Consider the following 26869-nt stretch of genomic DNA (forward strand, 5'->3'; position numbering starts at 1 on the left):
CATGTTAGTTTTAGCAATCGAAACCTCGTGCGATGAGACCGCGGTTGCCGTCGTGCGTGATGGCCGTGAAATTCTGGCGAATCTGATTGTCTCCCAGATTGATATCCACGCCCGTTTTGGGGGTGTTGTCCCCGAACTTGCCTCCCGCCAACATCTGCAGGCGATCTGTCCTCTGGTGGATGCCGCGTTAGCAGAGGCCGGCACCAGCCTGGAGCAGATAGAAGGGATCGCGGTGACCCGCGGACCCGGTCTCATCGGGGCACTGCTGGTTGGGGTCGCCTATGCCAAGGCGATCGCTTTTGCGCGGCAGATTCCACTGGTCGGGGTGCACCATATTGAGGGGCACATCCTCGCCGTACAACTGGAGAAACTGGTTGAGTTTCCCTATCTGGCCCTGGCGGTATCGGGCGGGCACAGTCATCTGTTCCGCGTCGAGGGCATTGGCCAATATCAGCTGCTCGGGCGAACCATTGACGACGCCGCTGGCGAGGCTTTTGACAAGGTTGCTAAAATGCTCGGGCTGCCTTACCCGGGCGGACCGGTCATCGACCGACTGGCTAAAGTCGGGGATGCTTCCTGTGTTCGTTTCCCTCGGCCGATGCTTAAAAAACCTAATTTAGATTTCAGCTTCAGCGGGATGAAGACCGCCGTTTTGACCTATATCGAGTCGCTTAATACTCAAATCAGTGAGCAACAGACGGCGGATATCGCGGCTGCTTTCCAGGAGGCGGCTGTTGATGTTCTGGTGCAGAAAACCATGCGCGCGGCGCGACAGGAAGGGCTGTCACGAATAGTGGTTGCTGGCGGCGTGGCCTGTAACTCCGGTCTGCGAAGCGAATTCAGCGCTGCGTGCCGCAAGGAATGTATTGACGTTTATTTCCCTTCACCGCTACTCTGCAGTGACAATGCTGCCATGTTAGCTGTTGCTGGAGACGCCTACCTTGAACGAGGTTACCGTAGCGCATCCGACCTGAATGCTGTTTCGAACTGGCCGCTGCCTGAAGCGGCGCTCCATTTTATTTAAGATTTAATTGTCGGAGGGTTCGTCATGTGGCGGCGTTGGTCTTTCTTTAGGCAATTCAAGCTCAATCTGATTCGCCTTCTGCGCCTGCAGGATTCGCCGCATCGTATCGCCCGAGGTCTGGCCCTTGGACTTTTTTTAGGGATGACGCCCACCTTCGGCGTGCAGATGTTGTTAGCGCTGTTTGCGGCGATCCTGCTGCGTGAGAACAAGCTGTCCGCGGTGGTCGGTGTCTGGGTCACCAATCCGGTTACGGCGCCGTTTATTTACGGTCTCGAATATGAAACCGGGCGAATTCTGCTCGGGCTTCCTCATCCTGCACTGGGGATGGAGTTTAACTATCAGTTTTTACAGAAGTTTGGCTGGCAGGTCATTACCCCCCTCTGCCTTGGAAGTCTTCTTTTCGGCCTTGCTTCGGCCTTCATTGGTTATGGCATTGTTATAAAATTTATTCCGGTAATGCGGAAATGGCGAATTAAACGCTGGCCTCGCGGCCGCAGATAGATTGCAACAAACCCTATGGAATACCGGACAAAAAAACGTTTCGGCCAACATTTTCTGAATGATCAATCTGTGATCGATCAGATTCTGCAGGCTGCAAATATCTGCAAGACTGATCGTTGTGTTGAAATAGGACCAGGCCTGGGTGTGTTGACCGAGTATCTGCTTGACGCTGCGGCCCAGGTTGACGTTTTTGAAATTGATCGCGACCTGATTGCGCGCCTCCAGCAACGCCAGGACCCACGCCTGATCGTTCATGCTGGCGATATTCTGAAGGCCAATCTTGCTACGCTCCTGACTGCTCCTCCCTATACCCTGGTCGCCAATCTGCCTTACAATATTTCGAGTCAGGTCGTTTTCCTGCTGATTGAAAATCGACACCTCTTTTCACGCATGGTCCTGATGTTTCAAAAAGAGGTCGGAGACCGCCTGTGCGCCCAACCTGGCTGTAAAGACTATGGAATCCTCTCCGTCCTTTGCCAGCTCTGGTTCGATGTTGAACCGGTCGTTGAAGTTAGCCCCGAGTCTTTTTCTCCTCCTCCTAAGGTTGATTCTCTGGTTTTGCTTTTTTCGCCCCTCGGTGCGCCTCGGGTTGATCCAATCGAGTTCGGTTTCTTTACCAAGGTCGTCAAGGCCGCGTTCACGCAAAGACGCAAACAGCTTCGCAACAGCATGATGGCGGGGAACTTCACGCGCGAAGAGGTCGATGCCGGCCTGTCCGCCGCCGAGATTCTGCCGTCACGTCGAGGTGAAAGCCTTGATCTATCTGATTTCTCGCGTCTCACCAGGGCACTTTATGCGCTCCGCTTTCCTTAAGGGCTCCCCCCTTGTTTATCCTGGCCGGTCAGGTCAATACTGGAGACTTGGAGGGCAGTGTTTTGAGGTTTAACCCGGGGAGGCCGTGAGTCAGGTGAAAAGAATAGCCTCGACAGCTCTTTTAAGCCTGTGGTATAGGGTTAGACGTTTTTTCAGAGGAGAGCAGTCTTCTCGTGCGTGGGGGGCCCGGGACTCGTACCGGAGCCATGATCACCCCACGCGACACAAGCATATACTGCCTGGATCCACGGTGACCGGGACGGAAAGCAATAGCACTCACAGTTTGAGAGGCACCCTCGCGACCTGTGTATGCCTTCCGTCAATGGAAGGTTTTTTTGTTTTTAGATAAGGTGATCTGTTGTGAAACCAAAAAAAACGATTCTCGACATTGCATTAATGAAGCAGTCAGGTGAGAAAATCAGCATATTGACCGCCTACGATTACCCCTTCGCCCAGTTGATGGATCAAGCGGGCATCGATGTGATTCTGGTCGGTGATTCCGTCGCTACGGTATTTTCAGGGCATGAAAATACCTTGCCGGTGACTATGGATGAAATGATCTATCACACCCGGCCCGTGGTACGCGCTGCAAAACATGCGCTGGTCGTTGCGGATATGCCTTTCATGTCCTATCAGATCGATCTGGCTGATGCTCGCCGCAACGCCGGCCGCCTGATCAAGGAAGCTGGGGCTCAGGCGGTTAAACTGGAAGGCGGCCAGAATATTGCCGCCACCATCGCCGCGATTACCGAAATAGATATCCCGGTTATGGCGCACATTGGACTGACGCCGCAATCCATACATCGTATGGGCGGGTTCAAGGTTCAGGGACGCCAGGATGCCCAGGCGGCGCAGCTTATGGCGGATGCCAAAGCGGTTGAGGCCGCTGGCGCTTTTGCCGTTGTGCTTGAAGGGATTCCGGCACATCTGGCTGCCCAGGTCACGGCGGCCTTGAGTATCCCGACCATCGGTATCGGTGCCGGCGCCGGCTGCGATGGTCAGGTGCTGGTTATTCACGATATCCTCGGTTTGTGTGACAAATATTCACCCAAGTTTGTCAAGCGCTTCGCCGATGTCCAGCAAATCATCAGCGACGGTATCGGCGAGTACATCAGCGAAGTCAAAAGCGGAGCCTTTCCGACTGCAGAACACAGCTTCAAGTAAGGGTTCCGGGTATGATTATCATAAATTCTGTCTCCGAAATGCAGCGCTGGAGCCAGGAGCAGAAAGCTGCAGGTAAAACCATCGCCTTTGTTCCGACCATGGGGTTTCTGCATGCCGGCCATCATTCACTCCTGGTCGAAGGACGTAATCGAGGAGATCTTCTGGTCTTGTCGATTTTTGTCAACCCGGCGCAGTTTGGCGTCGGTGAAGATCTTGATGTCTATCCGCGTGATCTTTGCGCCGACACCCAACTGGCGGCCGAAGCCGGGGTGAATGTGATCTTCGCGCCGACAGTTGCGTCGATGTACCCTCGGGGATATACCACCTGGGTCGATGTCGAAGGGATCACTGATATTCTCTGCGGAGCCAGTCGCCCCGGCCACTTTCGCGGCGTGACGACGGTGGTCAGCAAGCTGTTCAACATCATCCAGCCCGATGTCGCCCTTTTCGGGTGCAAGGATTTTCAACAGTTGGCCGTGATTCGACGCATGGTGCTTGATCTGAACATGCTGGTCGAGATTATCGGCATGCCGATTGTGCGCGAGGCAGACGGTCTGGCCCTGAGTTCTCGCAACAGCTACCTTTCTCCGGAGGAGCGACGTCAGGCCCTTTCCTTGTCAGCCTCACTTGCCCTTGCGCGCCGGCTCGCCGCTGAAGGGCTGCGTGACAGCGCGGCAATTATCGCGCGCGTGCGAGATCTGATCAGCATGAACCCTGCGACCCGCATCGATTATCTCCAGATCTGTCATCAATTCAGTCTGCAGGTTCAAGCGCAGATCGATGCTGATTCCGTGTTACTGCTCGCGGTTTTTATCGGGAAAACGCGTCTGATCGACAACAGCTTGCTGCTCGGTTGACTCCGAAACTGAGTGACGGCGTAACCTGATGCCAAAATCAAATGATTACGGAGACGGGGTTGTGATTGCTCTGTGCTGGATACTTTCGGAAATTGTCGCGCTGACAACCTCAGACCCTGAAGCTTAAGGCTGATCTCTATGGCTATGATTTATACCGCACAGTATCTGGTCTGCAACAGCAGTCAGACCCTTGAAGCCGGAGCCTTGCTTGAAGATCGAGGGCGGATTATTGAGGTCGGCGCTTTTTCGCTGCTAAAAAAAGCCCATCCTTCTGCAACGGTAATTGACTACGGAGACCGGGTCATTCTCCCGGCCTTTATTAACGCTCACACCCACCTGGAGCTGAGTCATTATCCTGAGTCCGCCAGGGCCGCAGGGGTCAGCACAGAACCCTGTGATTTCGTCGACTGGGTACTCCGCCTGATCTCGGTTAAACGCAGCCTCCCGCCAAATGCCATGACCGCTGCCATTGAAACCGGGCTGCGCTTATCTCTTGCGGCGGGGACTGGGGCCGTTGGCGATATCCTTTCGTGGTACGAAGGGCGTTCGGCCTATCTCCAGTCGCCAATGTCCGGTCGTATCTATCTGGAATCCCTCGGACAGGATCTGTATGTCACCCGGCAACAATTCAAAAAGCTGAGCAGCGTACTGAAAGAGAAGCGGGTCGGGAAGCTTGAGCTCGGTGTCAGTCCGCATAGCCCCTATACGATTCGACCCGAGTATATGCGTCAGCTTTTTCAAGTTTGTCGCGCGGAGTCATTAGGTTGTTCCACCCATATCGCTGAATCTGGCGCTGAGGTCGATTTTCTGGCTGATGGCACTGGCGCAATTGTCGATAGTCTCTACCCCGCAGTCAACTGGCACCAGTATGCTCCCAGGGCTCGGCAGATAAGTCCTGTGGGGTTTATCGCAGAGCAGGGTGGCCTGTTTAAAAACCAGTTATTGGTTCACGGTGTGCAATTAAAAGCCGATGAGATCGCGGCTATTGCCGAGGCCCATGCGAGTTTAGTGCTCTGCCCGCGCTCAAATGCGCATCTTCAAGTCGGGGTCGCACCGGCAGCAAAACTGAAACAGGCGGGGGTTCGGCTCGCCCTGGGGACCGACAGCCTCGCCAGCAATCAGAGCCTTTCCCTGTGGGATGAGCTGGCCTTTGCGGCTGAGGTCTATGCTGATGCCTTTGATGCAGCGGAGCTCTTTGCCCTTGCCACGACGGGCGGCGCCTCTGCGCTTGGTCTGACGGATCAACTTGGGGCACTGAACCCCGGTTTGTGCTGCAGCTTTCAGGTTGTTCAACCTCAGGTTGGGATCCGTGGGTCAAAGGTTCTGGAGTCTCTTGTTTGTGCGGGAAATGGGCAACAGGTTTATGCCCTGGTGCTTGATGGCAAGGTTGTCAAGCTGAGCTGATCTCTCTATACTCGGGATCTAATTAGAACAACGCGGGAGATGCAGTCGGTGATAGTTGAATTTGGAACCATCGTTGAGCTTAAAGGTCGTCAGATTGCTTCGGTCCTCTGCCAGAAACAGAGCGCCTGCAAGCACTGTCCTTCTTCCGGGGCCTGTCAGGTCGGTGATGACGGCAAGGCGATGCTGGTTGAAGCCTATAATCAGATCGGGGCTGAAGTCGGGGATACGGTCAGGGTTGAGACCAGCACCAAACATTTTCTGCAATCCTCCTTTGTCCTTTACATCCTGCCGGTCATCGGGTTACTAATCGGCGCTGTTGCCGGAGAGTTGATTGCCGAGCATACTCAGGTCGGTGTTGATCCAAAGCTGCTGTCGGCCTTGATCGGGGTCGCTTTTCTTGTCGGTACCTTCCTTTGCATCCGGGTCGGTACCCGCGCCCTCAAACGTGAAGTGTTTATGCCGCGGATTACCGGGCTTCAAGCTGAACCAGACACCCAAGCCAAAGAACTGTTGAAAAATGGGTATTAAAATTATCGCCAGTAATAAAAAGGCTTATCACGACTACTTCATCGAAGAGACCTACGAAGCCGGTCTGGTGCTGCAGGGGACCGAGGTCAAGTCACTGCGCCTTGGACATGTCAATATCAAGGAGGCCTTCTGCCGCATTCGCAATGGTGAGGTCTTCATTGATAACATGACGATCAACATCTATGAGCAGGGTAACCGTGAAAACCATGAGCCGACCCGTCGGCGCAAATTACTGCTGCACCATATCGAGATCGACAAACTGATCCGCCTCACCGAGCAGAAAGGACTGACCCTGCTGCCGACCAAAATCTATTTTAAGGACAGCCTGGTCAAACTGGAGATCGGCGTGGGCCGCGGTAAAAAACTGCATGACAAACGCGAGACCCTTAAAAGCAAAGAGGCCAATCGTGAGATGGCGCGCGCCATAAAAAGCGCAACATATTAGTTTAAACATTACTTGAGTTATCTCTTCGTAACATGTTATAATTAAAACACTTTGAAGAACAACCTCGATACTGGATAATCTGACATTTTTAATGGGGGTGCCAAGGTTTCGACGGGGGTTGGAAGCGAAGGTGGCATGCCGGAGTGGGCTGGCTCCGAAACAAAGCCCATACTAACAAACGCCGACACTGACGTTCGTTACGCACTAGCAGCTTAATGCTGCTACGTCTTTTCAATCATTGCCTGTGTGGCTGACGAGACGTTAATTTAGCAGGCTAGCTCTGGTGAAGGTCTGTGGCATCGGAGCGAAATCAAAGCAGAATCGCTTGGCGAATATCCTGTCTGTGGGAGCTTCGCTACGGTTAAACTCAAATCATAGACTACGCATGTAGAAGCCTCTCGTAGAAGGCTTTCGGACGCGGGTTCGATTCCCGCCACCTCCACCATTAAACATTAAGAGGTCTCCTGTCTAATTGATTTGAGGCCTCTTTTTGTGTCTATGGGTCTAATCCCTATAAGCCATTTCAGCGCTTTGCCACCACAAAGGCAAAAGGCAGGACATTTGAAATGACTCAAGTCTACTATTGCTGCAAGATCAATCAGGCTCTGAAAGCCAAATTATTGGCGAATGCAAGAACTCTCTGTCTTCTCTGCGCGAGTAAAACTGAACACTTGCAGTTTTATCGGAGGGGTTGCTGGACACGGATATTTGACTTTCAGAGGAGTTGTATTCGCGATATTAGGAGATCAACTGCAATTAACTCTATTTGGATCGACAAGTGTGACAGGGCATGATCCCTGTACTTGACGATCAGGGCCAACTCCCGGAACTGTTAAAATTTAAGGGTCACACGGCAAAGTTGGGGTGGTTCCTTTTGTACTAAAAGATTAAATTTGAGCCAACTTTTCCTCAATATTTCGCGCAGTATGAAGCAGACGCGGGCCGATATCATCTTCAAGCATATGTTGACGCAACTGAAAAGCAGGTCCAGAACAGGTAAGCGAAAGCATTCCGGGGCCGGCAACTGGTCCAATGGCTATAGCTACAGCATTAATGTCTTGTCGCCAATCCCCAACAGAAAAACAAAAACCCCAATGCTCATAATCCTTAAGGGCCCTTTCAATCCCAGCCTCGATTTTGGGCCATTCTAATTCATTTTGCCGATGAATATGATCCATCAGATAATTTCTCTCCTCTTCTGGAAGACCACAAAGCAGGGCCCGACCTAATGAACTTGTAGCAAGAGGCACTCGTGAACCGACCTGAAGATTCTGAGTAAAAGTGACGTTTGGATCTTTGCAGGCCTCCAGGAAAACCATGCTCAAACGGTCACGGACTGCCAAATAAACGGCAGAGTGAGTTTGGTCTGCCAGCTCAAGCATATAGGGTCGGGCAACTTGTATGATATTCATGTTATTGAGATAGGAGTGACCAAAGGACAAGACTCCTCCTGCCAATTGGTATTTACCTGTTTCTTTTGATTGTTTGAGATAACCCAATCGGGTCAATGTGTAGGCCAAGCGGAACACAGTAGCCTTCGGTAGCCCGGTAAGTCTTGCAAGGTCCTGTTTTCCCAATACTCGCACTTCGGGGGTAAAGCAGCGTAATATTTCAAAACCGCGGGCTAAAGCACTAACAAAAAGGCGATCCTTTTCGCCATTCACGTCTGAATCGTTGCCGATTTGCAGATCGCTGAGCGATTGATCCACAGTACCTACCATTATTTTATTTTTTTGTTGATTGTCCATTATTGATGTCCTAGATGACCAGTTATTCCAAAATTTCGTAAAGTTTAATTTTGAATCTTGGATAGATAGTATCAAAATAACCTATCCCTCGAGAGTTAACCTTTTATAAATTTTCGACTGCAGCTAAACGAAGTATTCGTCATCATTTGCTTTTTCAAGCAAAAGTTCTGGTGGTTCAAAGCGGTCGCCATATTTTTTAGCAAGCTCTTTCGAACGTGCGACAAATTTTTTAATGCCGTAGGTATTAATATACTGAAGCGGGCCGCCAGTATGGGCTGGAAAACCGAGCCCTAATATAGCACCGACATTACATTCCGCAACTGTGTACATCACACCTTCCTCGAGACATTTGACTGCTTCTATTGCCTGCCTGAAGAGGAGTCTATCCTGAATTTCGTCGGCTCCGATTTGGACCTCCGACTGGGTGAACAGCTCATATAGCTTAGGCCAAAACTGGTTACTACCGTTTTCAGAATTACCGCAGTTCCCTCGGTTATGTGCATTGTCTATGCACTCATGTTTTCCTGTCACAGCCCTGAGTACACGTTCGCTGGCCGTTTCAATCCATCTGCTAGACTCGATATCATTCAATGTCAACTTTGCCGCATTTATCTTTGCCGACAACTTCGGGCCTCTTTCATTCAGAATTTCCAGGGGCCCAACCGGCATTCCAGCATGTATCGCCTGGCTATCAATTTCAAGTGGAACAACGCCGTCTAAAAGTAAAGCACAGCCCTCATCGATAAAAGTATCTAAAACTCGAGAGATATAGAAATCTCGGCCGTCATTCACAACGATTGGGGTTTTTTTTATCTGCTGGACAAAGTCGAATGCACGGGCCAGGGTTTCATCACTGGTCTTTTGGTCACGGATTACTTCAACCAGTGGCATATTGTCGGCAGGAGAGATGAAATGCAGATCAACAAACCTTGTGGCGTCTTTTGATGTTTCAGCCAGGCCTGTGATTGGCGGCATTGAAGAAGTTGACGCAAAGATTCCCCTCTCGTCCCAAAAAACTTCTGTCTCCTGTGTAACTCGGGCTTTTAACTCCGAATCTTCAAAGACTGCTTCGATAAGAAGTTCACATCCGTGTAAATCCGTAACCTCAGCCGTCGCTGTGATTTTGGACAGGAGGCCCGTCTTTTTCGCTTCGGTGGTTAGACCTTTGGCAAGTTGGTTGTCGAGCAGGCTTATCGAGTAACGCTTACCTTTTTTGGCATTTTCAAGGCAGGTGTCTTTGAGAACGACTTCAACACCGACCTTGGCGGCGGCATAAGCAATGCTTGAACCTGTCGCGCCGGCACCGAGAATTCCGATTTTTTTTACTTTGAATTTTTCAAAGCCCTGTGGTCGACTCGTTCCAGATTTAATCATTTTGGTCTGGAAAAAATTGGTGATCAGATTTTGGGCCACTGGGGAAGCCAGCAGTTCCAGAAAATTTCTTGATTCTATGCGCAGTGCTGACTCGAAATCAACCTGTGCGGCTTCAGTAGCAGTCGTCAGAATCGTTTCCGGGGCAGGGTAGAAGCCGCCGGATTTCTTTTGCAAGCGGGATGAAGTCATGGCTATCAGATATTGAATATTTGACTGCGTAGGGTCCCCACCAGGGATCAGAAAACCTTTTTCGTCCCAAGGCTGCTGAGCCTCCGGGTTCGCTTTAATCCAGGCTTTGGCTTTGGCTATCAGGTTATTGCGATCTTCGGCCAGATCGTCAACTAAGCCAGCGGCAAGGGCCTTCTCCGGGGGAAGTATGGTCCCTTCCAATAAAAAAGGGAGGGCCTTTGCAAAGCCGAGAAGTCGGGTCAGGCGAACCACGCCGCCACCGCCGGGGAGTAGCCCGAGAGTGACCTCGGGTAGCCCGATCAGGCTTTGAGGATTTTTCATGACGATGCGGTGATGGGTGCATAGACAGATTTCATACCCCCCTCCCAGTGCAGCACCATTGATAGCGGCTACGACAGGTTTACCCATGGCTTCCAGGCGCCGTAGCCGGGTCTTCATGGCCATCGAACGTGCGAAGCGTTCTTCTGCCTGCGCTGGAGTGTAAGCTAACATCCCTTTGAGATCACCACCGGCAAAGAAGGTTTCTTTGCCAGAGGTCAAAATAACCCCGATAAAATCGTCCTGTTCCAGAGCGTCTATGGTTTCTTTTAAATAAACGTGAAAGGCATCACTCATGGTATTTACCGGTTGACCAGGCATATCCATTGTTATAGTTACGATTTTGTCACAGTCTTTTTCGTAGCGAAATCCATTCATTTATCTAACCTATTGCGTTATTAAAAGGATGAAAAGTCTGGTTTGCGGCGTTGCGCGAATGCGTCAAACGCTTCAGTTGCTTCGGCAGACCCCGTACGTTCCCTGAAGTGCCGGGTTTCGACTTTTATGGTTTCAGAGATCAAGGTTTCGTTCGTGCGTTTCAATAAAGATTTAGTCAGGCGTACGGCAGCAGGGGGTTGCTCTGCCAGTTGGCGGGCTTTCTCGATCGCCGTACTCAGAACCTCTTTGTTTATACAAACAGAAGTGACAATACCGACCTCACGAGCCATCGATGCGTCAAAGAAATCCCCCAGGAGCAATAACTCTGAAGCTCGTTGATGCCCCATGAGTTGGGGTAAAATAAAGCTTGAACCGAATTCAGGGCAGAGGCCGAGGTTGACGAATGGCAACCTAAACTTGGCGTCTTGCCCGGCATAAACCAAATCGCAGTGCAAAAGCATGGTCGTGCCAATGCCGATGGCATAACCATTAACCGCTGCGATCACTGGTTTTGTCGTCTGCCTAAGCGCAGGGAAAAAAACTCTGCCGCGTATGACTGTTTGGATGCCCGCGGTTTCTTGAAATCTGCAATATCATTTCCGGTGGTAAAGTCCTTGTCACCGCCGGTCAGCAAAACCACTCTGACTGCATCATCCTTTTCGGCCTGCGTGAATATTTCACCAAGCGCCTTGTACATTGCACTCGTCAGGGCATTTCTCTTTTGGGGTCGGTTGAACTGTATCCGAAGGACGGCGTGTGAAAGTTCGGTCTGGATACATTCATTGCTGTTGCTGAATGGCATAATGTATTTCCTCAAGTGATATCCTTCTTTTTACAACCAGCGGCTAATCCCAATTATCGATCTTCATCGTCCCATTGTGCTCCAGATTTTGTTGCATTTTATAAACTCTGAAGAGCATGTGCGGTTCGTGTGCGGCGCCTTTAGCCAGGCATTCTCGGGTGGATTGGTCAAGGTAGTCCTGAATAATCGGCCGATAATCAGGGTGGACACATTTATCTATGATTACCTGGGCTCGGTCACGCGGACAAAGTCCCCGTAGATCAGCGAGTCCCTGTTCTGTGACAAGCACATCCATGTCGTGCTCGGTCTGATCGACGTGGGTAACTTTCGGGACGACACAGCTAATCCCGGTCTGGTCAGATTTCGTTGGTCGCGTGGAGGGGGAGTGCATAATCGACAGGTAGGCATTTCGACTAAAATCTCCCGCCCCGCCGATTCCGTTAATAATCTTTGATCCGTTCACCAGGCTGGAGTTGACGTGGGCGTAAATATCAAATTCCACGGGAGTGTTCATTGCAATGATCCCTAATCGGCGCACCAGTTCTGGATGGTTGCTGATCTGGGCGGGGCGCAAAATGATCTTTTTGGCATATTCCAACCAGTTTGCGTAAAAACGCTTTACACCATCATTAGAGAGGGCGAAAGAGGCTCCAGAAGCAAACTGCAGCTTGCCGGAATCAAATAAATCGAGAGTCGTGTCCTGCATGACTTCAGTCCAGACTTGCAGGTTATCGAAGGGACCGTTGACGAGGCCTCCGAGAACTGCGTTGGCGATCGTTCCAACCCCTGACTGTAACGGGAGCAGGTTGGCAGGGAGACGACCTTTTTTAACCTCGTGCTGGAAGAAATCGATAATGTGCTGAGCAATCAGTATTTCTTGACCATTCGGAGGCGGAAGCGGTCGCCCCATTCCCATTTCTTTAGACTCGACAATCGCTACGATTTTATTTGGATCACAGAACAGAGAGGTTGTGCCTATACGATCGTCAACCTGAGTAATAAGATATGGTTTTTTAAATGGCGGCAACTCGGGCATGACGATGTCGTGCATCCCTTCAAAAGATGGGATGGCAGTATTGATTTCAATAATGATCTTCTCCGCAAGTTGAATAGCCTCGGGGCATATCCCCACAGCACCGGTCAACACGATCCGACCGTCCTCGGTTATATCGCTGGCTTCGATCAGAGCCAGATCAATCTTTCCCCCATTATCCGCGGTTTGAAACCCGTAACTGAGATCCTGGGCAAACATGGAAATATGTTTATCGGCCATGCGGATCTTGCCGGCATTTATTTCCCTCCGGCAGACATCTGAGGCCTGATAAGGACTACGCCGGTCTGTCATGTCGAGGGCCGACCAACGGTCTTCGACATCCCGACCGATCGATGCTCCGGTCAGCACGTTGAAGCGCAGTTTTCCTTGAAGCTGATTTAATTCCACATGGTCGGCCAGGGCCAACGGAACCGCTTTGGGGTGGCCGCTGGCAAATCCAGAGAACGCCAGATACATCCCATCCTTGAACAGTGGGATGGTCTCTTTCGCGGTCAATATCTTTGAATGTAAATCTACGTTCCTGATTCGCTTTCGCAGTTCCGACATAACAATTTCCCTTTTTATTACTTTGCTGGCGGTTTTCACCTGCCCACGGGTTTGAAAAATTTAGAAAATATTCAATAAAATCAAAGGGTCAACATGACATCAGAACCGGAACCGTCATATGTTTGAGTAAATATTTTACAACTGGCCCCATATCTAAAGAGACCCAGGATCGATGTATTTTGGCACCCACGATTACCAGATCGCTCCCACCGTCGGTCACCTGGTTGAGGATAATTTCACCAACAGAAAGATCTCCCTTGGGAACCTGCTCAATTCTGGCGTTGATAGCATGCCGTGCCAGGTGAATGCGGAGTTGTTCATTTCCTTTGCGAAATTGCTCTGGAAGATCGATCGCAAGGAGGGTCACCTGTTCTGCTTTTTCAAGAAACGGCATGCCATCATGCAGGGCTCGGGTCGTGTTCGGACCCTCCATCCAGGTCGCCAGGATCCGCTTACCGACGGTGGTGGCAGTCCCTGCGTAGGGGACCATCAATACGGGTCGTCCTGCCCGAGTGAGCAATTGCTCTAAAAAGTCAGCAGGGAAACTGCTGTCCCGCCAATCCTGTCGGGCCTGTCCCACAATGACCAGGTCGGAGTAGTGCGCATATTGACTGGTTATTTCAACAGTGCCCGCGCCGGAAGACACCAGGTCGACAGAGATCCACTTGCCGCAAAGGCCGGCCTGTGAAATTTTCTGCTCGAAAAGCTCTTGACGTTCATCCAGAGTCAGCACCGGAGACCCGTCGGGAGGGGTAAAATGGGTATGAGTTTCGATATGCAACCCAGTCACATGGGCTTGGTGCTCTTGAGCAATATTGATTGCCATATCCAACCGCGTCTTGCATGGCCGGTTCGTATCAATGATGAGCAAAATATCTTTCAGTGCCATATCAACTCCTTCGACCTGAACGGTCGTTGTCTCCAGGAAACGGTCTGACAATAAAAGCCCGGCTGCAAAGCCAGCAGTTTGGCCCATATTTCATCTCCTTTTTGCCCCATAGCTACGGCTATGAGGGTGCAAAAGAGCTAAAATCTGTTCGCAAACTTCTGGTTTTTCGCTTCGGCCTCGATTCTCGGATAGCCTCCCAGCGAGGGTTCGCTATTGATAGAGTGTTGCCAATCTCTTCATCGCCTGATGCGCCTCATTTTCAAGACGTTTTACAATGTCGGCGAGGGGCTCGACCCGGTCGGCAAAGGAAACAGCCTGTCCTACCGACAAGGCTCCGGTGGAAGTATCGCCGGTTTCGTAAGTTTTTCGCCCGATCGCCCCAGAGATGTGAGGCATCAACAGCTCGAGATTGCCCCCATGGATACGCTCAATTTCCTGAACTTTATCCGTTGTTTCGTTGCGTAATGCGCGCATGGTGTTGCGCAGCGACCCCAAAATCAGGGTAGTGTGGGTTTCATCCGCAGCAAGGAGGCGTTGCTTAAAATTGATATGAGCCCAGATCTCTTCCGCAACGAGAAAACGCGTCCCCATAATAATTCCATCGGCACCCATTGCCAGGGCGGCAACCAGATGAGCGCCAGTCCCCATGCCTCCACCGATTATCAATGGGATACTGATGTCACGTGCCGCCACGACGGCCTGAACGATCGTTCCCACCATATCCATCCCGGGGTGTCCGCCGCATTCGGCGCCGACAACCTCAACGGCATCAACACCAAGAGCTTGTGCCTTACGCGCATACTTGACTGCCGGAACCTTGTGAATAACTTTGATCCCTGCCGCGTGCAGGCGAGGCAGATATGCCTCAGGACTTCGGCCAGAGGTTTCGACAAATCTGACCCCTTCGTCGATAATCAGATCAAAAACTTGTTCGGTTTTTTCGACATCTATCAGCTTAGGCAACATCGACACGTTCACCCCGAACGGTCTCCCGGCGGTCAGGGTTTTGCAACGGCGGATCGCGACACGCAGATCTGCGAGATCTGGATAGGTTGCAGAAGCAAGAAAAGTCATCATGCCCTCATGGGCGACCGCACTCACGAAATCGGCGGTAGATAAATTTTGCATGCAGCCAACAACAATCGGCAGACGCGTACCGAAAAGCCGGGTGATTCTCGTATTGAAGGGGCCATTCATGTGTTGCCTTTCGTACCGCTAATGACTAACGCTTTGTTACCTGATTCAGAAATATCTTCACCTCTGTCTTGCATGATTCAATTTCCGATAAAATCTGTCCCCCTGGAGGTTAAACACGTTCGATGACAACAGCCATTCCCTGGCCAACCCCAATGCAGAGGCTTACGACCGCATAACGTCCCTGACGACGGTGAAGTTCACGTGCCGCAGTCAGGGCAAGACGCGCGCCTGACGCTCCCAAGGGGTGACCGATAGCAATGGCTCCACCGTTCGGGTTGACTCTCTTGTCGTAGAAATCAATCTCAAGCAGCTTCAGGCAGCTGAGCAATTGGCTGGAGAAGGCTTCGTTAATTTCAATAATATCCATATCGGCCAAGGTCAGATTTGCCCGTTGCAGGGCCTTGCGAACGGCTTCAACGGGACCGACCCCCATGATCCGTGGTTCCACCCCGGCGGCAGCACCAGAGAGAATTCGGACCAACGGTTTAACGCCAACCCGATCACCAACCTCCCTGCTGCCAACCAGCAGCGCCGCGGCACCATCGTTGATTCCCGAAGCATTCCCTGCAGTGACCACGCCCCCTTCAAAAAGAGGTTTAAGCCTGGACAAGGAAGCAAAGTCGCTGGAAGGTCGCGGATGCTCATCCTCGTCAATAAGCAGGGGAGGGGTCTTGCGCCCGGTCGATACAGAGATCGGCAGGATCTCATCCTTGTAGAAGCCATCGGCTTTGGCTGCAGCGTATCTGCTTTGCGAGACTGCAGCGAACCGATCTATTTCCTCGCGGCTGATGCCGAATTCAGCGGCCACGTTGTCTCCGGTCTCGGGCATGCTGTGAGATCCAAATGCCGAAGTTATTTTAGGATTAGGAAAACGGCTGCCGATAGTCGTGTCAAAGATCTGTGCATCACGACTAAAGGGGGTACTTGCTTTATTCTGTACAAACGGCGCCCGGGACATACTTTCCACTCCGCCGCAGACAAACAACTCTCCTTCACCACATGTGATCGCTCGAGACGCATCGAGAATCGCAGCCAGACCACTTGCACAGAGTCGGTTGACTGTCTGCCCTGGCACAGTGACCGGAAGCCCGGCCAGAAGCGCGGCAAAACGTGCAACATTGCGGCTGTCCTCTCCGGCCTGGTTTGTGGATCCGAGAATCACGTCCTCGATCTGTGCTGCTTTAAAGGGTGAACGCTCGACGAGGGCGCGAATGACTTCAGCAACCATGTCATCTGGGCGAATAGTGGCCAGGGCTCCCGCATGACGTCCGAATGCCGTGCGCAAACCATCGTAAATATATGCATTTAACATGTTAGCTATCTATTCCTTTTCCTGGTTTTCAACTGTTAACAGGGAGACGCCTAAGTTCGCTCTTCGTTTCAGCCAGGGGCTTGGACGATAACGCGGATCTCCGTAAAAGGTCGACATTTCATTGAGGATTGTCAGGATGCGTAATGGGCCTAGAGTATCTCCCCAGGAGAGGGGACCTTGCGGGTAGCCAAGCCCAAGCGTCACCGCCAGATCGATATCCCCGGGAGAGGCAATCTGTTGCTGCGCAATATCGCAACTTATATTAACAATCAGAGCAACAACTCTCTGAGCAACAAATCCTGCGCTGTCATTAATAACAGTCACTGCTGTGCCGTCACTTGCAAACAGGCCATGCGCTGCGTCGCGCATGGCCTGTGAAGTGAGTGGGGTTGTCATCAGGGTGCGATGTTTTTTAAGACTGAAAAGCGTATCCAGGGCCAGGGTACGGCTTGCATCAAGGTTTTCTTCAAGGGTGGCAGTTGTGGCGTCTTTGCCCAGAGGTGTGACGATGCACAGGGACTCCTTCGATGGTATGTCGTCAGTATCCAGAACTGCACCAAGCGAGACAACCAGTTCAGTAACTATCCTGTTCATTTCCTGAATGCTATTGCTGATCCAGACTTTCGCTGGACGTGCGGTTGGAACGAAATTTTTGACCGCTTCGGGAGTATTTTCTTCATAACAATAGAAGCCTTTTCCGGACTTACGCCCAAGCAGGCCAGCGGCCAGTCTCTGCCGGGTTACTGTCGAGGGGCGGAAGCGTGGTTCCTGGTAGTACTGATTGTAGATTGACTCAATAACCGGGTGAGAGACATCCAGCCCTACTAAATCAAGCAGTTGGAAAGGGCCCATACGGAATCCGGCAGCCTCACACAGTATTTTGTCAATTTTAGAAAATTCGGTGATCCCCTCGTCGAGAATGCGCAGCGCTTCAGTACCGAAGCCACGGCCAGCATGATTGACTATGAACCCTGGTGTATCTTTGGCTTGCACTGGTGTATGGCCTATGCGCATGGCCAGTTTGGTCAAAGCCAAACTGACCCAGTCTTCAGTCATGATGCCTTTGATGACCTCAACGATTTTCATCAGCGGAACCGGGCTGAAAAAATGAAAGCCTCCGATCCGTCCAGGCAGTCGGCAGCCAGCTGCGATTGAGGTGACTGAGAGTGACGAAGTGTTGGTCGCCAGCAGACAATTATCTGAGACGATATCTTCCAGCGTCAGCATCAATTGATGTTTGACCTCCAAATTTTCAAAGATGGCCTCTACAACCAGATGGCAGGGGCTTAATTCCTCCATACAGCCGAGCACATGAAGTTTATTGAGAGATTCAGTGGCAGCGAGATCACTGATCTTGCCTTTTTCTACCAGACGATTGAGCACTTTCTGGATGGCTGTTCTGGCCTGCTCGGCGCCATTTTCACGAGTATCGTAGAGAAGGACCTTCACTCCCGCCTGGGCGGCAATCTGGGCGATACCCTGTCCCATGAGGCCGGTGCCGACGATACCGAGGGTAAGATCTGTCCGTGTGCAATCCAATGTCATGGGTTGTTTCCTCTCATGTAATTTGAAATGTTTATTTGCATATAACGAGGTTTTTTTGATAGCACTAAATTTAATTTATGGTCCGCATGGCGGTTCCTGGGGACCAAAAATAAGTTATATTGTTTTTATCTGAATGTAAATAGTTTTTATGGTCAGAACATGCAATGAAAGTATATTACTTTATAACATCCCAATTTCGAATGTCTTTTGAGGTCTATATGCCTATAAATATTAATAAAGACGAGCTTGAGATTTTTGTTTTAAATATTCTAGGTCCGCCTAGCGGACTATGATTATCAAATAACCACGTTTTACTTGTTGACACAGGAAAATTAATTTAATAGGGTCAGGTACCGAGATGGGTAGGTTATGTCTGCGTGGAAACTTTTGAAAAATATGTGAGTGGTGATCGACATAAGGGTAAATATTTGCCAGACGCTTTGGGGGTACCTGTTAGTCAAAGCCACAATAATTGACGATTGACGATTATGTAACTCTTTTAAATTATAAACAGTTGATATTTATCAAGAGATTAAATTTTTTTGGTTCATGAAATAGAAGTATGTAAGTAAAAAAGGCTGATGCAACTAACGCGCTCATATCAAATAAAAAATCAAATTTAATTAGGCACGACATTATCTTTTTACATGGAGAATTTGCAATGATCAGAGACCAGGAAACTTTAAACGTTCTAGTTGAAACTATTTCGCGCTATGTGAAAGAACGGCTAATCCCCAATGAAGAGATTCTTGAACTAAACGATGCTGTTCCGGAAGATATTGTGCAAGAGATGAAAGATCTTGGCATGTTCGGTATGACAATCCCTGAAGAATATGACGGATTGGGGCTCACAATAGAAGAAGAAGTCACGGTGGCGATGGCGATAGGAAAAACCTCCCCGGCTTTTCGATCTTTGATCGGAACCAATAACGGGATTGGTTCTCTGGGAATCGTTATTGATGGTACCGAGGAGCAAAAACGTTATTATCTTCCCAAATTAGCCACCGGAGAATTGATCGGCGCCTTTGCGCTGACCGAACCCGATGCTGGGTCCGATGCTGGAAGTCTGCGCACCACGGCGAAGCGTGATGGGGACCACTACATCATCAATGGCACCAAACGATTTATCACAAATGCACCTGAAGCAGGCATTTTCACCGTTATGGCACGGACCGACCCGCTTATCAAAGGGGCTGCCGGAATATCCGCTTTCATTGTCGCGGCGGATACTCCCGGACTTTCTTTAGGTAAAGTAGACAGGAAAATGGGGCAAAAAGGCGCTCACACCTGCGACGTGATTTTTGAAAATTGTCGAATCCCCGTGTCAAACCTCATCGGTGGGCGGGAAGGGGTTGGTTTTAAGACCGCCATGAAGGTCCTGGATAAGGGGCGTCTGCATATTGCCGCAGTCGCCACTGCCGCCGCCGAACGGATGCTCGAAGATGCCTTGAATTATGCCCTGGAACGCAAACAATTTGGTCAGCCGATTGCCAGCTTCCAATTAATTCAGGCCATGTTAGCGGACAGTAAAATGGAGATATATGCGGCCCGTTGCATGATTATGGACGCTGCGAGACGCCGCGATCTGGGTGAAGATATTGGTACGGAGGCGTCCTGCTGTAAATTGTTCGCGACCGAAATGTGTGGTCGCGTGGCCGATCGGGCAGTCCAGATTCTTGGTGGATCAGGCTATGTCAGCGACTACCCGATTGAAAGATTTTATCGTGACGTCAGACTGTTCAGGATTTACGAAGGCACCAGTCAAATACAGCAATTGGTGATTGCACGCAACATGATTCGTTCCCGTAGCTAATTCATGTCAAATACATGAAATTAAAGCAAAAAACCTCGGCCACAAAGCCGAATAAAATGGGGACATCACCCCAAGGAGGATAAAATGAAAAATGGATTTCATGCTCTATTATTGGTGGCAATTTGTCTCATGCTGAGCGCCACTCAGGCCAAAGCCCAGGAGTTTCTGGTTGGCTCAGACGTTCCTCTCAGTGGCAAACTTGCCCGTGTTGGCAATGGTATGCATGAGGGGATCATGGTCGCGGCGGAAATGTTCAACAAAAAACACCCTGACCATAAAATCAAGGTAATCACTATCGATAATGAATCATCCCCCGCTAAGGCTCTGGCTGCGGTAGAAAAATTGGCGTCAGAGGGTGTAATTGCGTTCACTGGTGGTTATGGTTCCAATATCATCGGTCCTGCTTCCGATGCTGCCAATAAGGCTGGTCTGGTTTACATTACCTCCGGTGGCGTTAGTGATTCCTTGACTCAACGAGGCTATAAAACCTTTTTCCGCATCAACAATACGGCCGGGTATGCCAAAGCGATGGTAGGTCTGTTTACGGAGATGGGAATCAAGTCATTATCGGTTATCTATTCCACCAAAGAAGCGACCGAAGGGCTCGCTCATGATGTAGAAACTGCCATGGCAGCGAAAGGGGTCAAGGTGACGATGCATGCCTTTGATCCTTCAATTACCGATTTCAAACCGGTCATCAATAAAATCAGGCTGCAAGACAAATCAGAGGCCATCGCTATGGTCGGCTACGAAAACGATTATGTGAATATCATTCGGGCGGCCAAGGTCATGAAACCAAAGACGGTTAAGGCAATGGTCGGGGTCTGGTCGCTGGCGACTTCAAAAATGGCTTCTGAGTTCCCTGACCTTATGCCTAATGTCTGCGGTACCGCCCTTTTGCCTTATCCTGCCGAATTCACGACCCCCGACGGCAAACTCTTTGCCGAAACCTACAGTCGACTGTTCAAAAAGGAACCGGACTATCTTGGCCAATTTGGTTATGTTCAATCCCAGTTGCTGTTTGAGGCCATCCTGAGAGCTTACAATAAGGGAACCCTGTATAAGGGGGGTCTTGAAAAGGAGCTACGGGCAACCGACAAAGAAACCCTTATCGGTCGAGTTGTCTTCGATGAAAATGGCGATAATCCAAACTTCAATCATCGCATGGGCCAGCATCAGAATGGCAAGGTTGTGATCGTCTGGCCTAAAAGTGCTGCCAATGGAAAACTGAATTTCCCTGCTACTCCTTGGTAAAACGACTGCCATGAGGCTCTGGCTCCCTTAGAGCCTCATGGCACAGGTACGAATGACAAAGGTACGGTGAGAACATGCTAGACCTGATCTTACAATCAATTTACTCCGGACTTCTTTCTGGTGGCTCCTATGCCCTTATCGGCCTTGGGTTGGCGCTGGTCTTCGGCACCATGAAGGTCATCAACCTTGCGCATGGTGAACTAGTCCTCCTTGCCGCATACATTGCATACACTGTAGAAACCAGATTTGGATTGAATCCTTTACTCTCAATCCCGATCGCCCTGGTGCTTGTATGTCTGACTTCGGTCATCGTCTATTTTTTGCTCAGTCGCATCCGCAAAAACCGAGAGCTCAATTCCTTAATCCTTACCTTCGGTATCGGTATCATGCTGACAAACCTGGTTCTGGCCATCTGGTCGGCAGATATTCACAGCACCGGGTTTAGCTGGTTTCAAGAGCCCGTAGTCTTTGGACCTTTTTACGCCATGCACAGCGAACTGGTTTTTTTTGGAGTCAGTCTGGTGCTCGTGGTGATGCTCTGGTGGTGGCTTAATCGCAGCTGGTATGGGCGCGCACTTCGCGCTGTTTCCTCCAATCGGAATGCAGCCATGCTGATGGGGATCAATCCACAGCGGATCGAAGTGGTCTCCTTTATCGTCGCAGGGATTCTCGCAACTTTTGCCGGCGAAGCTATTTATTGCAGCAGTGTTATACAGCCAGCTCTAGGGCAATATTTGACCGTTAAGGCTTTCATAATTACGGTCCTTGCTGGTGTTGGCTCAATCCCGGGGGTCCTGCTAGGGGCGCTCTTACTTGGGGTTGCAGAATCGTTAACCGTTACCCTTTACAGTTCGGCGCTGCAGGAGCTCTCTGGAATGGTGTTGTTTCTCGTCGTTCTGTTTATTCTGCCTAACGGACTGTTTGGCGCTTCAAGGAGACGTGGATGACCCCCCGGACGGTAATTCCTGCACTGATAGTGGGCTATCTGGTGGTCCCGCTGTTATTGAGTAACAATTTGTACATAATGAACTTGTTGGTCGCAGCACTTACCATTGCCGGGATAGCACTGGCCTGGGCGTTGCTGGGGAATTTGGGGGGGATGGTGAGCTTTGGCCATGCCGCATTTTTTGGCGTGGGAGCATACGTCTCAGCCCTTCTCACCCTTAATTTCCAGATGCCCGTGTTCCCGGCCATGCTGCTCGGCGGTGTTGGTGCCATGGTGGCATCAACGCTGGTTTTGCCTGCATTGCGCCTGAGTGGACCGTATTTTGCTCTAGCGATCCTTGCCTATGCCCATATATTTCGCATCCTGGCCACCGAATTCAGAGGTATTACCAATGGATCGGCGGGGCTGTCGAGCATACCGCAGTTTCCCCTGGTCTTCGGTTATGATTTCGGCAGCGTACAGGGCGGGTATCTGGTGATCATAACCATCATCCTGATATTTACCTGGATTTACCATCTCATCCGAAAGAGCTATTACGGGATGGCCTTGCGCGCTATGCACGAAAGCGAAGATGCCACTCGTGTAGTTGGGGTTAACAGCACCCGACTTAAGGCCATGATGCTCTTCGTTTCTGCGTTTATGACGGGTACGATCGGTGCCTTCAACGCCCACTTTATCAATTTTTTGGAGCCAGACTATGCCTTTCATGGTGACTGGTCCATGCTCCCGATTGTGGCAGCTATTTTTGGAGGATACAGAACCCTGCCAGGCCCGCTGGTTGGGGCCCTCGTTGTCTATTTGATGGACCAATTAGTATTTAAAGACCTCCTTCCGCATGGCCATCAGATCGTCCTTGGCGGACTGCTTGGAGCCATGGTCCTGTTCAGCCCGGATGGTTTGATGCCCTTTGTTAATAAAAAATTGATCTCTAAACTCGGTTTTAAACGGAAATGCCATGCTAAAACTTAATCACCTGACAATGCGTTTCGGTGGCCTGACAGCACTGAAAGATGTTTCGTTACATATCGGGCAGAATGAAATTGTCGGACTCGTTGGCCCTAATGGTGCGGGGAAAACTACACTTTTTAATGTGATTTCAGGACTGGCCAAGCCGAGCAGCGGCCAGGTGATTTTCGATTCGAAAAATGTTTTGAAATCGCCCCTTTATGCGAAAGCAAGAATGGGGATAGGGCGGACCTTTCAAATCCCGCAGCCGATGCATGAATTGACTGTCAGGGAAAATTTGATCGTGGCTCAGCGATTCGGTACCGGCAGGGTCAATCTTGAGAAGATCAATGAGATTCTTGATTTTCTCAATCTTTCGGCCAAGGCGGAGGTTGATGCCGCATCAGAACTGTCGTTGACGGAACTCAAGGCCCTGGAAGTGGGCAAAGCCATGGCCACAAATCCTAAAATACTTCTGCTCGACGAGGTTTTGGCGGGGCTTGAAACACACGGGAAACGCGAGTTTTTAAAAACTCTGCAAAAACTGCATGATAAATACCAGATCAGTATTTTTATGATTGAGCATGACATTGAAACTGTTTCCAATTTTAGCCAACGTATTTGTGTGCTGAATTTCGGTCAGATTATCGCTGATGGGCCCCCCAGTGAGGTTTTCAACGATCCTACAGTTATTGAATGTTATACGGGGGGGGATCATGCTTAAAGTTACCAATTTACGTGCCGGTTATGGTGCGATAAACATTCTGTGGGATCTTTCTCTGGTTGTGACCGAAGGTAAATTAACCACAATCCTCGGCCCCAACGGTGCAGGAAAGACGACACTGCTGCGAGCGATTATGGGGCTTCTCCCGATAACTCAGGGTGAGATCATGCTCGGAGAACAATCCTTGCTGGGCATTAAAACCTGGGATATGGCAAAACACGGGATAGTCATGATCCCTGAGGGGCGGATGATTTTCAAGGAGATGAGTGTTGAAGAAAATCTGATAATAGGCGCCTTCCCGAAAGATCAAAGATTAAAGAGCAAGGAGAACCTGAAGCGTGTTTATGCAATGTTTCCCCGATTGCAGGAAAGGCGAACCCAACTTGCAGGTTCCTTATCCGGTGGTGAAGCCCAGATGGTGGCCATCGGCCGCGGTCTCATGGCCGAACCAAAGACCATCATTATGGATGAACCGACTCTCGGGCTGGCCCCAGTAATAGTTAAGGAGATCGCGTCAATCATAAAGCTGCTTAAAAATGAGGGTCGAACTATCGTTTTGGTTGAACAAAACACTCACATGGCGGTGAGCCTGTCTGACCATGTGTACTTGATGCAGACCGGCAAAATTCTGATGTCTGAAAAGGCGGAAAATGTCGACCTGGACAAGTTGCATGATCTTTATTTTGGAAAGTGAGGCATGTTGATGCAGAAACATCTTGGGGAACAGATGGATCATAGTTTGATTGAAAGCGGCTATTTCAACCATCTGGATTTTCGGATGGTTGAATGGGAACCAGGCCTCGCTGTTCTGGAAATAGAAATCGGCCCCCAGCATCTGAACCGCGCCAAGACTCTCCACGGCGGCGTCCTAACCGCGATGATAGATACCGTCTGTGGCTTTTCAGGTTGTCATTGTTCCGTTCCTGGGTACATGCGCAAGGCGGTGACTCTTTCTCTGACCACCAGCTTCACGGGGCAGGTCTCATCCGGGATCATCCGCGCTGTGGGCCGCAAGCGCACCAGGGGTAGAAAAATCTTTGTATCCAGTGCTGAAGTGTTCAACGCTGCCGATGAAATTATCGCAATTGGTGAAGCAACCTATCGTTATCGAAGCGGTAGTGAGGATTCAAGTGGTCAACCTGTATGACTTTTAACCTGACACCTGGAATAGGTCAACGGGTTGTATCAGGGAGTTTAATCCGTGCTAAGAGAAAATTTTCGGAGGGAAAGAATGCAACAAAGCAGCAACCTGCGTCATGGTGGACGCATTGTCATCGAGCAGCTCAAGATTCACGGGTGCGAGCGTGTTTTTCTGGTCCCGGGTGAGAGTTTCCTGGCCGTCCTCGATGGACTTGTCGATGTCCCCCAGATTGAAACTGTTGTGTGCCGGCAAGAAGGTGGTGCGGCTATTATGGCCGAGGCTTATGGCAAATTAACGGGCAAACCAGGGATCTGCATGGTCACACGTGGCCCGGGTGCAACAAATGCTTCAGCTGGCGTTCACATTGCGCAACAGGACAGCACCCCTATGATTCTGATCATAGGCCAGGTCAGTCGGCAGATGATCGATCGCGAAGCCTTTCAAGAGGTCGATTTCCGCAAGATGTTCGAGCCGCTGGCAAAATGGGTCGGTCAGATTGATCAGGTTGAAAGAATCCCTGAATACCTCAGCCATGCTTATCATATTGCTACTTCCGGACGCCCCGGGCCGGTTGTTTTGGCCTTGCCGGAGGATGTTCAGTCGTCTTTGGCCGAAGTCGAGGACGGCAAAACGTACGTCAATGTCGAAGCCCGTACCGCCCCGGAAGATGTCGCAGCATTTCGAAGCATGCTCGCCGCCGCGGCGAAACCACTTGTGATCGTTGGCGGAAGTCCCTGGACCAGGACCACCACGGACAACCTCATTCGCTTTGCCGAACGCAACAAGGTCGCAATCGCGACTTCGTTTCGCTGTCAGGACTATATCCCCAACACGCATCCCAATTACGTCGGCGATGTCGGTATCGGTATCGACCCAAAGCTGGCGGAAATGGTGAGCGAATCTGATCTGATCGCCCTGATCGGCTCGCGCATGGGAGAGATAACGAGCAGTGGTTACACATTGCTCAAAAGCCCCTGTCCCGAGCAAAAATTAATCCACGTTTATCCGTCTCCGGACGAACTGGGGCGGGTTTATCGCCCTGATCTGGCGATCAATGCCTCACAACCCTCATTTATTGCCGCACTCGCAAAGATGGAACCGATCAGCAATATTGATAACAGTGCGCGTATCGCCACGGAGCACGCCAATTATATAAATTTTTCAACTCCGCTGGACACCCCTGGCGACGTTAAAATGGCCCAGGTGATCAATCAGCTTTGTGACGCGCTCCCGGAAGAGGCCATCATCACCAATGGCGCAGGGAACTACGCCGCTTTTTTACATCGCTTTTATCAATACCGCAGTTATCGAACCCAGCTTGCACCGACTTCCGGGTCAATGGGCTATGGGCTGCCGGCCGCTATTTCCGCAAAACTTCAGTATCCAGAAAGGGATGTTGTCTGTGTGGCAGGCGATGGTTGTTTCATGATGCATGGTCAGGAGTTTGCGACTGCCGTCCAGTATGGGGCCAACATTATCACTCTCATCGTAAACAACGGTATGTTCGGCACTATTCGCATGCACCAAGAGCGCAATTACCCGACCCGAATCAGCGGCACGAACTTACGAAACCCCGATTTTGCAGCCTATGCGAGAGCCTTTGGAGGATATGGGGAAACCGTGACCCGAACCGAGGATTTCCTCGGTGCTTTTGAGCGGGCCCGCAACTCCAGGCAACCAGCGATCATAGAACTTAAAGTCGATCCAGAGGCCCTGACCCCACTCAGAACACTGAGCCAGGTTCGGGCCGGTTGAGGTTTATCACAGCAGGGATGATTGTACTCTGAAGTATTTTCGGTCCTGGCGCGCTGGCAACAGGGCCGGGTAGTGTCAAGACAGGTGTCCTTTCAGTCCGTTATACAGCTGAGCGGAAAAGGTTTTCTTCCGGGGATCTTTTCCGCTCAGGGTCGAATCGAATGGCTTTGATCTGTTTCCCCTTTTGTGTTTGCCGGGTTTAA

25 protein-coding genes and 1 other RNA gene are annotated in these 26869 nt (G+C 50.6%); 17 read left to right on the top strand and 9 right to left on the bottom strand.

Annotated elements, in window-relative coordinates; translation table 11 throughout:
* Nucleotide 1: 1 nt before the first annotated feature.
* The 9 genes from tsaD to ssrA all read left to right on the top strand — a co-directional run bounded on the left by tsaD (nt 2) and on the right by ssrA (nt 7181).
* Nucleotides 2-1024: a tRNA (adenosine(37)-N6)-threonylcarbamoyltransferase complex transferase subunit TsaD gene (gene tsaD, locus D888_RS0108475; RefSeq protein WP_020676120.1), complete on the top strand. Its 1023-nt coding sequence runs from the start codon at nt 2-4 to the stop codon at nt 1022-1024.
* 24 nt (nt 1025-1048) lie between these two features.
* Complete coding sequence (locus D888_RS0108480) at nt 1049-1525, top strand: DUF2062 domain-containing protein (RefSeq protein ID WP_020676121.1); 477 nt, start codon at nt 1049-1051, stop codon at nt 1523-1525.
* 15 nt (nt 1526-1540) lie between these two features.
* Nucleotides 1541-2338 (top strand): 16S rRNA (adenine(1518)-N(6)/adenine(1519)-N(6))-dimethyltransferase RsmA, encoded by a 798-nt coding sequence (rsmA, locus tag D888_RS0108485; RefSeq protein WP_020676122.1) that lies wholly within the window; start codon nt 1541-1543, stop codon nt 2336-2338.
* Between the two features lie 360 nt (nt 2339-2698).
* On the top strand, nt 2699-3502 hold the full coding sequence (panB, locus tag D888_RS0108490; RefSeq protein ID WP_020676123.1) for a 3-methyl-2-oxobutanoate hydroxymethyltransferase: 804 nt from the start codon (nt 2699-2701) through the stop codon (nt 3500-3502).
* A gap of 11 nt (nt 3503-3513) precedes the next feature.
* Entirely contained in the window at nt 3514-4359 is an 846-nt protein-coding gene (gene panC / locus D888_RS0108495) for a pantoate--beta-alanine ligase (RefSeq protein ID WP_020676124.1), read from the top strand.
* A gap of 138 nt (nt 4360-4497) precedes the next feature.
* A complete protein-coding gene (locus tag D888_RS0108500; RefSeq protein WP_020676125.1) occupies nt 4498-5763 on the top strand; it encodes an amidohydrolase family protein in 1266 nt (421 codons plus the stop codon).
* Between the two features lie 39 nt (nt 5764-5802).
* The gene (locus tag D888_RS0108505) at nt 5803-6291 is read left to right on the top strand and encodes a SoxR reducing system RseC family protein (protein WP_020676126.1); all 489 of its coding nucleotides are present in this window, start codon (nt 5803-5805) and stop codon (nt 6289-6291) included.
* Nucleotides 6281-6736 carry an SsrA-binding protein SmpB gene (smpB, locus tag D888_RS0108510; RefSeq protein WP_020676127.1) on the top strand — a complete coding sequence of 152 codons (456 nt, stop codon included), beginning with the start codon at nt 6281-6283 and terminating at the stop codon, nt 6734-6736. The genes D888_RS0108505 and smpB overlap by 11 nt, the downstream gene beginning before the upstream one ends.
* A 93-nt stretch (nt 6737-6829) precedes the next feature.
* Nucleotides 6830-7181: a transfer-messenger RNA gene (ssrA, locus tag D888_RS23605) on the top strand.
* Between the two features lie 442 nt (nt 7182-7623).
* Here the strand turns inward: ssrA and D888_RS0108515 are convergent.
* The 9 genes from D888_RS0108515 to D888_RS0108550 all read right to left on the bottom strand — a co-directional run bounded on the left by D888_RS0108515 (nt 7624) and on the right by D888_RS0108550 (nt 18088).
* Complete coding sequence (locus tag D888_RS0108515; RefSeq protein ID WP_020676128.1) at nt 7624-8484, bottom strand: IclR family transcriptional regulator; 861 nt, start codon at nt 8482-8484, stop codon at nt 7624-7626.
* Nucleotides 8485-8607: 123 nt separating this feature from the next.
* Nucleotides 8608-10743 carry a 3-hydroxyacyl-CoA dehydrogenase NAD-binding domain-containing protein gene (locus D888_RS0108520; RefSeq protein WP_026362301.1) on the bottom strand — a complete coding sequence of 712 codons (2136 nt, stop codon included), beginning with the start codon at nt 10741-10743 and terminating at the stop codon, nt 8608-8610.
* A gap of 20 nt (nt 10744-10763) precedes the next feature.
* The gene (locus D888_RS24740) at nt 10764-11249 is read right to left on the bottom strand and encodes an enoyl-CoA hydratase-related protein (protein ID WP_020676130.1); all 486 of its coding nucleotides are present in this window, start codon (nt 11247-11249) and stop codon (nt 10764-10766) included.
* The gene (locus D888_RS24745; RefSeq protein WP_281169654.1) at nt 11246-11545 is read right to left on the bottom strand and encodes an enoyl-CoA hydratase-related protein; all 300 of its coding nucleotides are present in this window, start codon (nt 11543-11545) and stop codon (nt 11246-11248) included. Before D888_RS24745 ends, D888_RS24740 begins: the two co-directional genes overlap by 4 nt.
* A 43-nt stretch (nt 11546-11588) precedes the next feature.
* Complete coding sequence (gene scpC, locus D888_RS0108530; RefSeq protein ID WP_020676131.1) at nt 11589-13145, bottom strand: succinyl-CoA:acetate CoA-transferase ScpC; 1557 nt, start codon at nt 13143-13145, stop codon at nt 11589-11591.
* 88 nt (nt 13146-13233) lie between these two features.
* Entirely contained in the window at nt 13234-14121 is an 888-nt protein-coding gene (locus D888_RS0108535) for a universal stress protein (RefSeq protein ID WP_020676132.1), read from the bottom strand.
* A gap of 123 nt (nt 14122-14244) precedes the next feature.
* The gene (locus tag D888_RS0108540) at nt 14245-15231 is read right to left on the bottom strand and encodes an NAD(P)H-dependent flavin oxidoreductase (protein ID WP_020676133.1); all 987 of its coding nucleotides are present in this window, start codon (nt 15229-15231) and stop codon (nt 14245-14247) included.
* Nucleotides 15232-15340: 109 nt separating this feature from the next.
* Nucleotides 15341-16543 (bottom strand): 3-oxoadipyl-CoA thiolase, encoded by a 1203-nt coding sequence (locus D888_RS0108545; RefSeq protein ID WP_020676134.1) that lies wholly within the window; start codon nt 16541-16543, stop codon nt 15341-15343.
* A gap of 9 nt (nt 16544-16552) precedes the next feature.
* Nucleotides 16553-18088 (bottom strand): 3-hydroxyacyl-CoA dehydrogenase, encoded by a 1536-nt coding sequence (locus D888_RS0108550; RefSeq protein WP_020676135.1) that lies wholly within the window; start codon nt 18086-18088, stop codon nt 16553-16555.
* A gap of 661 nt (nt 18089-18749) precedes the next feature.
* On the opposite strand from D888_RS0108550, the gene D888_RS0108555 reads away from it, so the two are divergent.
* The 8 genes from D888_RS0108555 (at nt 18750) to D888_RS0108590 (ending at nt 26666) form a co-directional block, all read left to right on the top strand.
* Nucleotides 18750-19901, top strand: coding sequence for an acyl-CoA dehydrogenase family protein (locus D888_RS0108555; protein WP_020676136.1), 1152 nt, complete (start codon nt 18750-18752; stop codon nt 19899-19901).
* A gap of 84 nt (nt 19902-19985) precedes the next feature.
* Nucleotides 19986-21155, top strand: a complete 1170-nt coding sequence (locus tag D888_RS0108560; RefSeq protein ID WP_020676137.1) for an ABC transporter substrate-binding protein — start codon at nt 19986-19988, stop codon at nt 21153-21155.
* Nucleotides 21156-21229: 74 nt separating this feature from the next.
* On the top strand, nt 21230-22102 hold the full coding sequence (locus D888_RS0108565) for a branched-chain amino acid ABC transporter permease (protein ID WP_020676138.1): 873 nt from the start codon (nt 21230-21232) through the stop codon (nt 22100-22102).
* The gene (locus tag D888_RS0108570) at nt 22099-23070 is read left to right on the top strand and encodes a branched-chain amino acid ABC transporter permease (protein ID WP_020676139.1); all 972 of its coding nucleotides are present in this window, start codon (nt 22099-22101) and stop codon (nt 23068-23070) included. Before D888_RS0108565 ends, D888_RS0108570 begins: the two co-directional genes overlap by 4 nt.
* Entirely contained in the window at nt 23057-23770 is a 714-nt protein-coding gene (locus D888_RS0108575; protein WP_020676140.1) for an ABC transporter ATP-binding protein, read from the top strand. The genes D888_RS0108570 and D888_RS0108575 overlap by 14 nt, the downstream gene beginning before the upstream one ends.
* Nucleotides 23763-24464, top strand: a complete 702-nt coding sequence (locus D888_RS0108580; RefSeq protein ID WP_020676141.1) for an ABC transporter ATP-binding protein — start codon at nt 23763-23765, stop codon at nt 24462-24464. Before D888_RS0108575 ends, D888_RS0108580 begins: the two co-directional genes overlap by 8 nt.
* A 9-nt stretch (nt 24465-24473) precedes the next feature.
* A complete protein-coding gene (locus tag D888_RS0108585) occupies nt 24474-24917 on the top strand; it encodes a PaaI family thioesterase (protein WP_211215660.1) in 444 nt (147 codons plus the stop codon).
* A gap of 84 nt (nt 24918-25001) precedes the next feature.
* Entirely contained in the window at nt 25002-26666 is a 1665-nt protein-coding gene (locus tag D888_RS0108590) for a thiamine pyrophosphate-binding protein (protein WP_020676143.1), read from the top strand.
* Nucleotides 26667-26869 lie beyond the last annotated feature (203 nt).

The organism is Geopsychrobacter electrodiphilus DSM 16401 (assembly GCF_000384395.1).
Lineage (GTDB): Bacteria > Desulfobacterota > Desulfuromonadia > Desulfuromonadales > Geopsychrobacteraceae > Geopsychrobacter > Geopsychrobacter electrodiphilus.

Bases quoted from the DNA above. Each gene is read 5' to 3' on its own strand.
- D888_RS0108545 (WP_020676134.1), bottom strand. From the start codon at position 16,543: ATGTTAAATGCATATATTTACGATGGTTTGCGCACGGCATTCGGACGT.
- D888_RS0108520 (WP_026362301.1), bottom strand. From the start codon at position 10,743: ATGAATGGATTTCGCTACGAAAAAGACTGTGACAAAATCGTAACTATA.
- D888_RS24745 (WP_281169654.1), bottom strand. From the start codon at position 11,545: ATGCCATTCAGCAACAGCAATGAATGTATCCAGACCGAACTTTCACAC.
- D888_RS0108515 (WP_020676128.1), bottom strand. From the start codon at position 8,484: ATGGACAATCAACAAAAAAATAAAATAATGGTAGGTACTGTGGATCAA.
- D888_RS0108480 (WP_020676121.1), top strand. From the start codon at position 1,049: ATGTGGCGGCGTTGGTCTTTCTTTAGGCAATTCAAGCTCAATCTGATT.
- D888_RS0108505 (WP_020676126.1), top strand. From the start codon at position 5,803: ATGCAGTCGGTGATAGTTGAATTTGGAACCATCGTTGAGCTTAAAGGT.
- D888_RS0108565 (WP_020676138.1), top strand. From the start codon at position 21,230: ATGCTAGACCTGATCTTACAATCAATTTACTCCGGACTTCTTTCTGGT.
- rsmA (WP_020676122.1), top strand. From the start codon at position 1,541: ATGGAATACCGGACAAAAAAACGTTTCGGCCAACATTTTCTGAATGAT.
- D888_RS0108590 (WP_020676143.1), top strand. From the start codon at position 25,002: ATGCAACAAAGCAGCAACCTGCGTCATGGTGGACGCATTGTCATCGAG.
- D888_RS0108540 (WP_020676133.1), bottom strand. From the start codon at position 15,231: ATGAATGGCCCCTTCAATACGAGAATCACCCGGCTTTTCGGTACGCGT.
- panC (WP_020676124.1), top strand. From the start codon at position 3,514: ATGATTATCATAAATTCTGTCTCCGAAATGCAGCGCTGGAGCCAGGAG.
- tsaD (WP_020676120.1), top strand. From the start codon at position 2: ATGTTAGTTTTAGCAATCGAAACCTCGTGCGATGAGACCGCGGTTGCC.
- D888_RS0108560 (WP_020676137.1), top strand. From the start codon at position 19,986: ATGAAAAATGGATTTCATGCTCTATTATTGGTGGCAATTTGTCTCATG.
- D888_RS0108500 (WP_020676125.1), top strand. From the start codon at position 4,498: ATGGCTATGATTTATACCGCACAGTATCTGGTCTGCAACAGCAGTCAG.
- smpB (WP_020676127.1), top strand. From the start codon at position 6,281: ATGGGTATTAAAATTATCGCCAGTAATAAAAAGGCTTATCACGACTAC.
- D888_RS0108570 (WP_020676139.1), top strand. From the start codon at position 22,099: ATGACCCCCCGGACGGTAATTCCTGCACTGATAGTGGGCTATCTGGTG.
- D888_RS0108580 (WP_020676141.1), top strand. From the start codon at position 23,763: ATGCTTAAAGTTACCAATTTACGTGCCGGTTATGGTGCGATAAACATT.
- D888_RS0108555 (WP_020676136.1), top strand. From the start codon at position 18,750: ATGATCAGAGACCAGGAAACTTTAAACGTTCTAGTTGAAACTATTTCG.
- D888_RS0108550 (WP_020676135.1), bottom strand. From the start codon at position 18,088: ATGACATTGGATTGCACACGGACAGATCTTACCCTCGGTATCGTCGGC.
- D888_RS0108575 (WP_020676140.1), top strand. From the start codon at position 23,057: ATGCTAAAACTTAATCACCTGACAATGCGTTTCGGTGGCCTGACAGCA.
- D888_RS0108535 (WP_020676132.1), bottom strand. From the start codon at position 14,121: ATGGGCCAAACTGCTGGCTTTGCAGCCGGGCTTTTATTGTCAGACCGT.
- D888_RS0108585 (WP_211215660.1), top strand. From the start codon at position 24,474: ATGCAGAAACATCTTGGGGAACAGATGGATCATAGTTTGATTGAAAGC.
- scpC (WP_020676131.1), bottom strand. From the start codon at position 13,145: ATGTCGGAACTGCGAAAGCGAATCAGGAACGTAGATTTACATTCAAAG.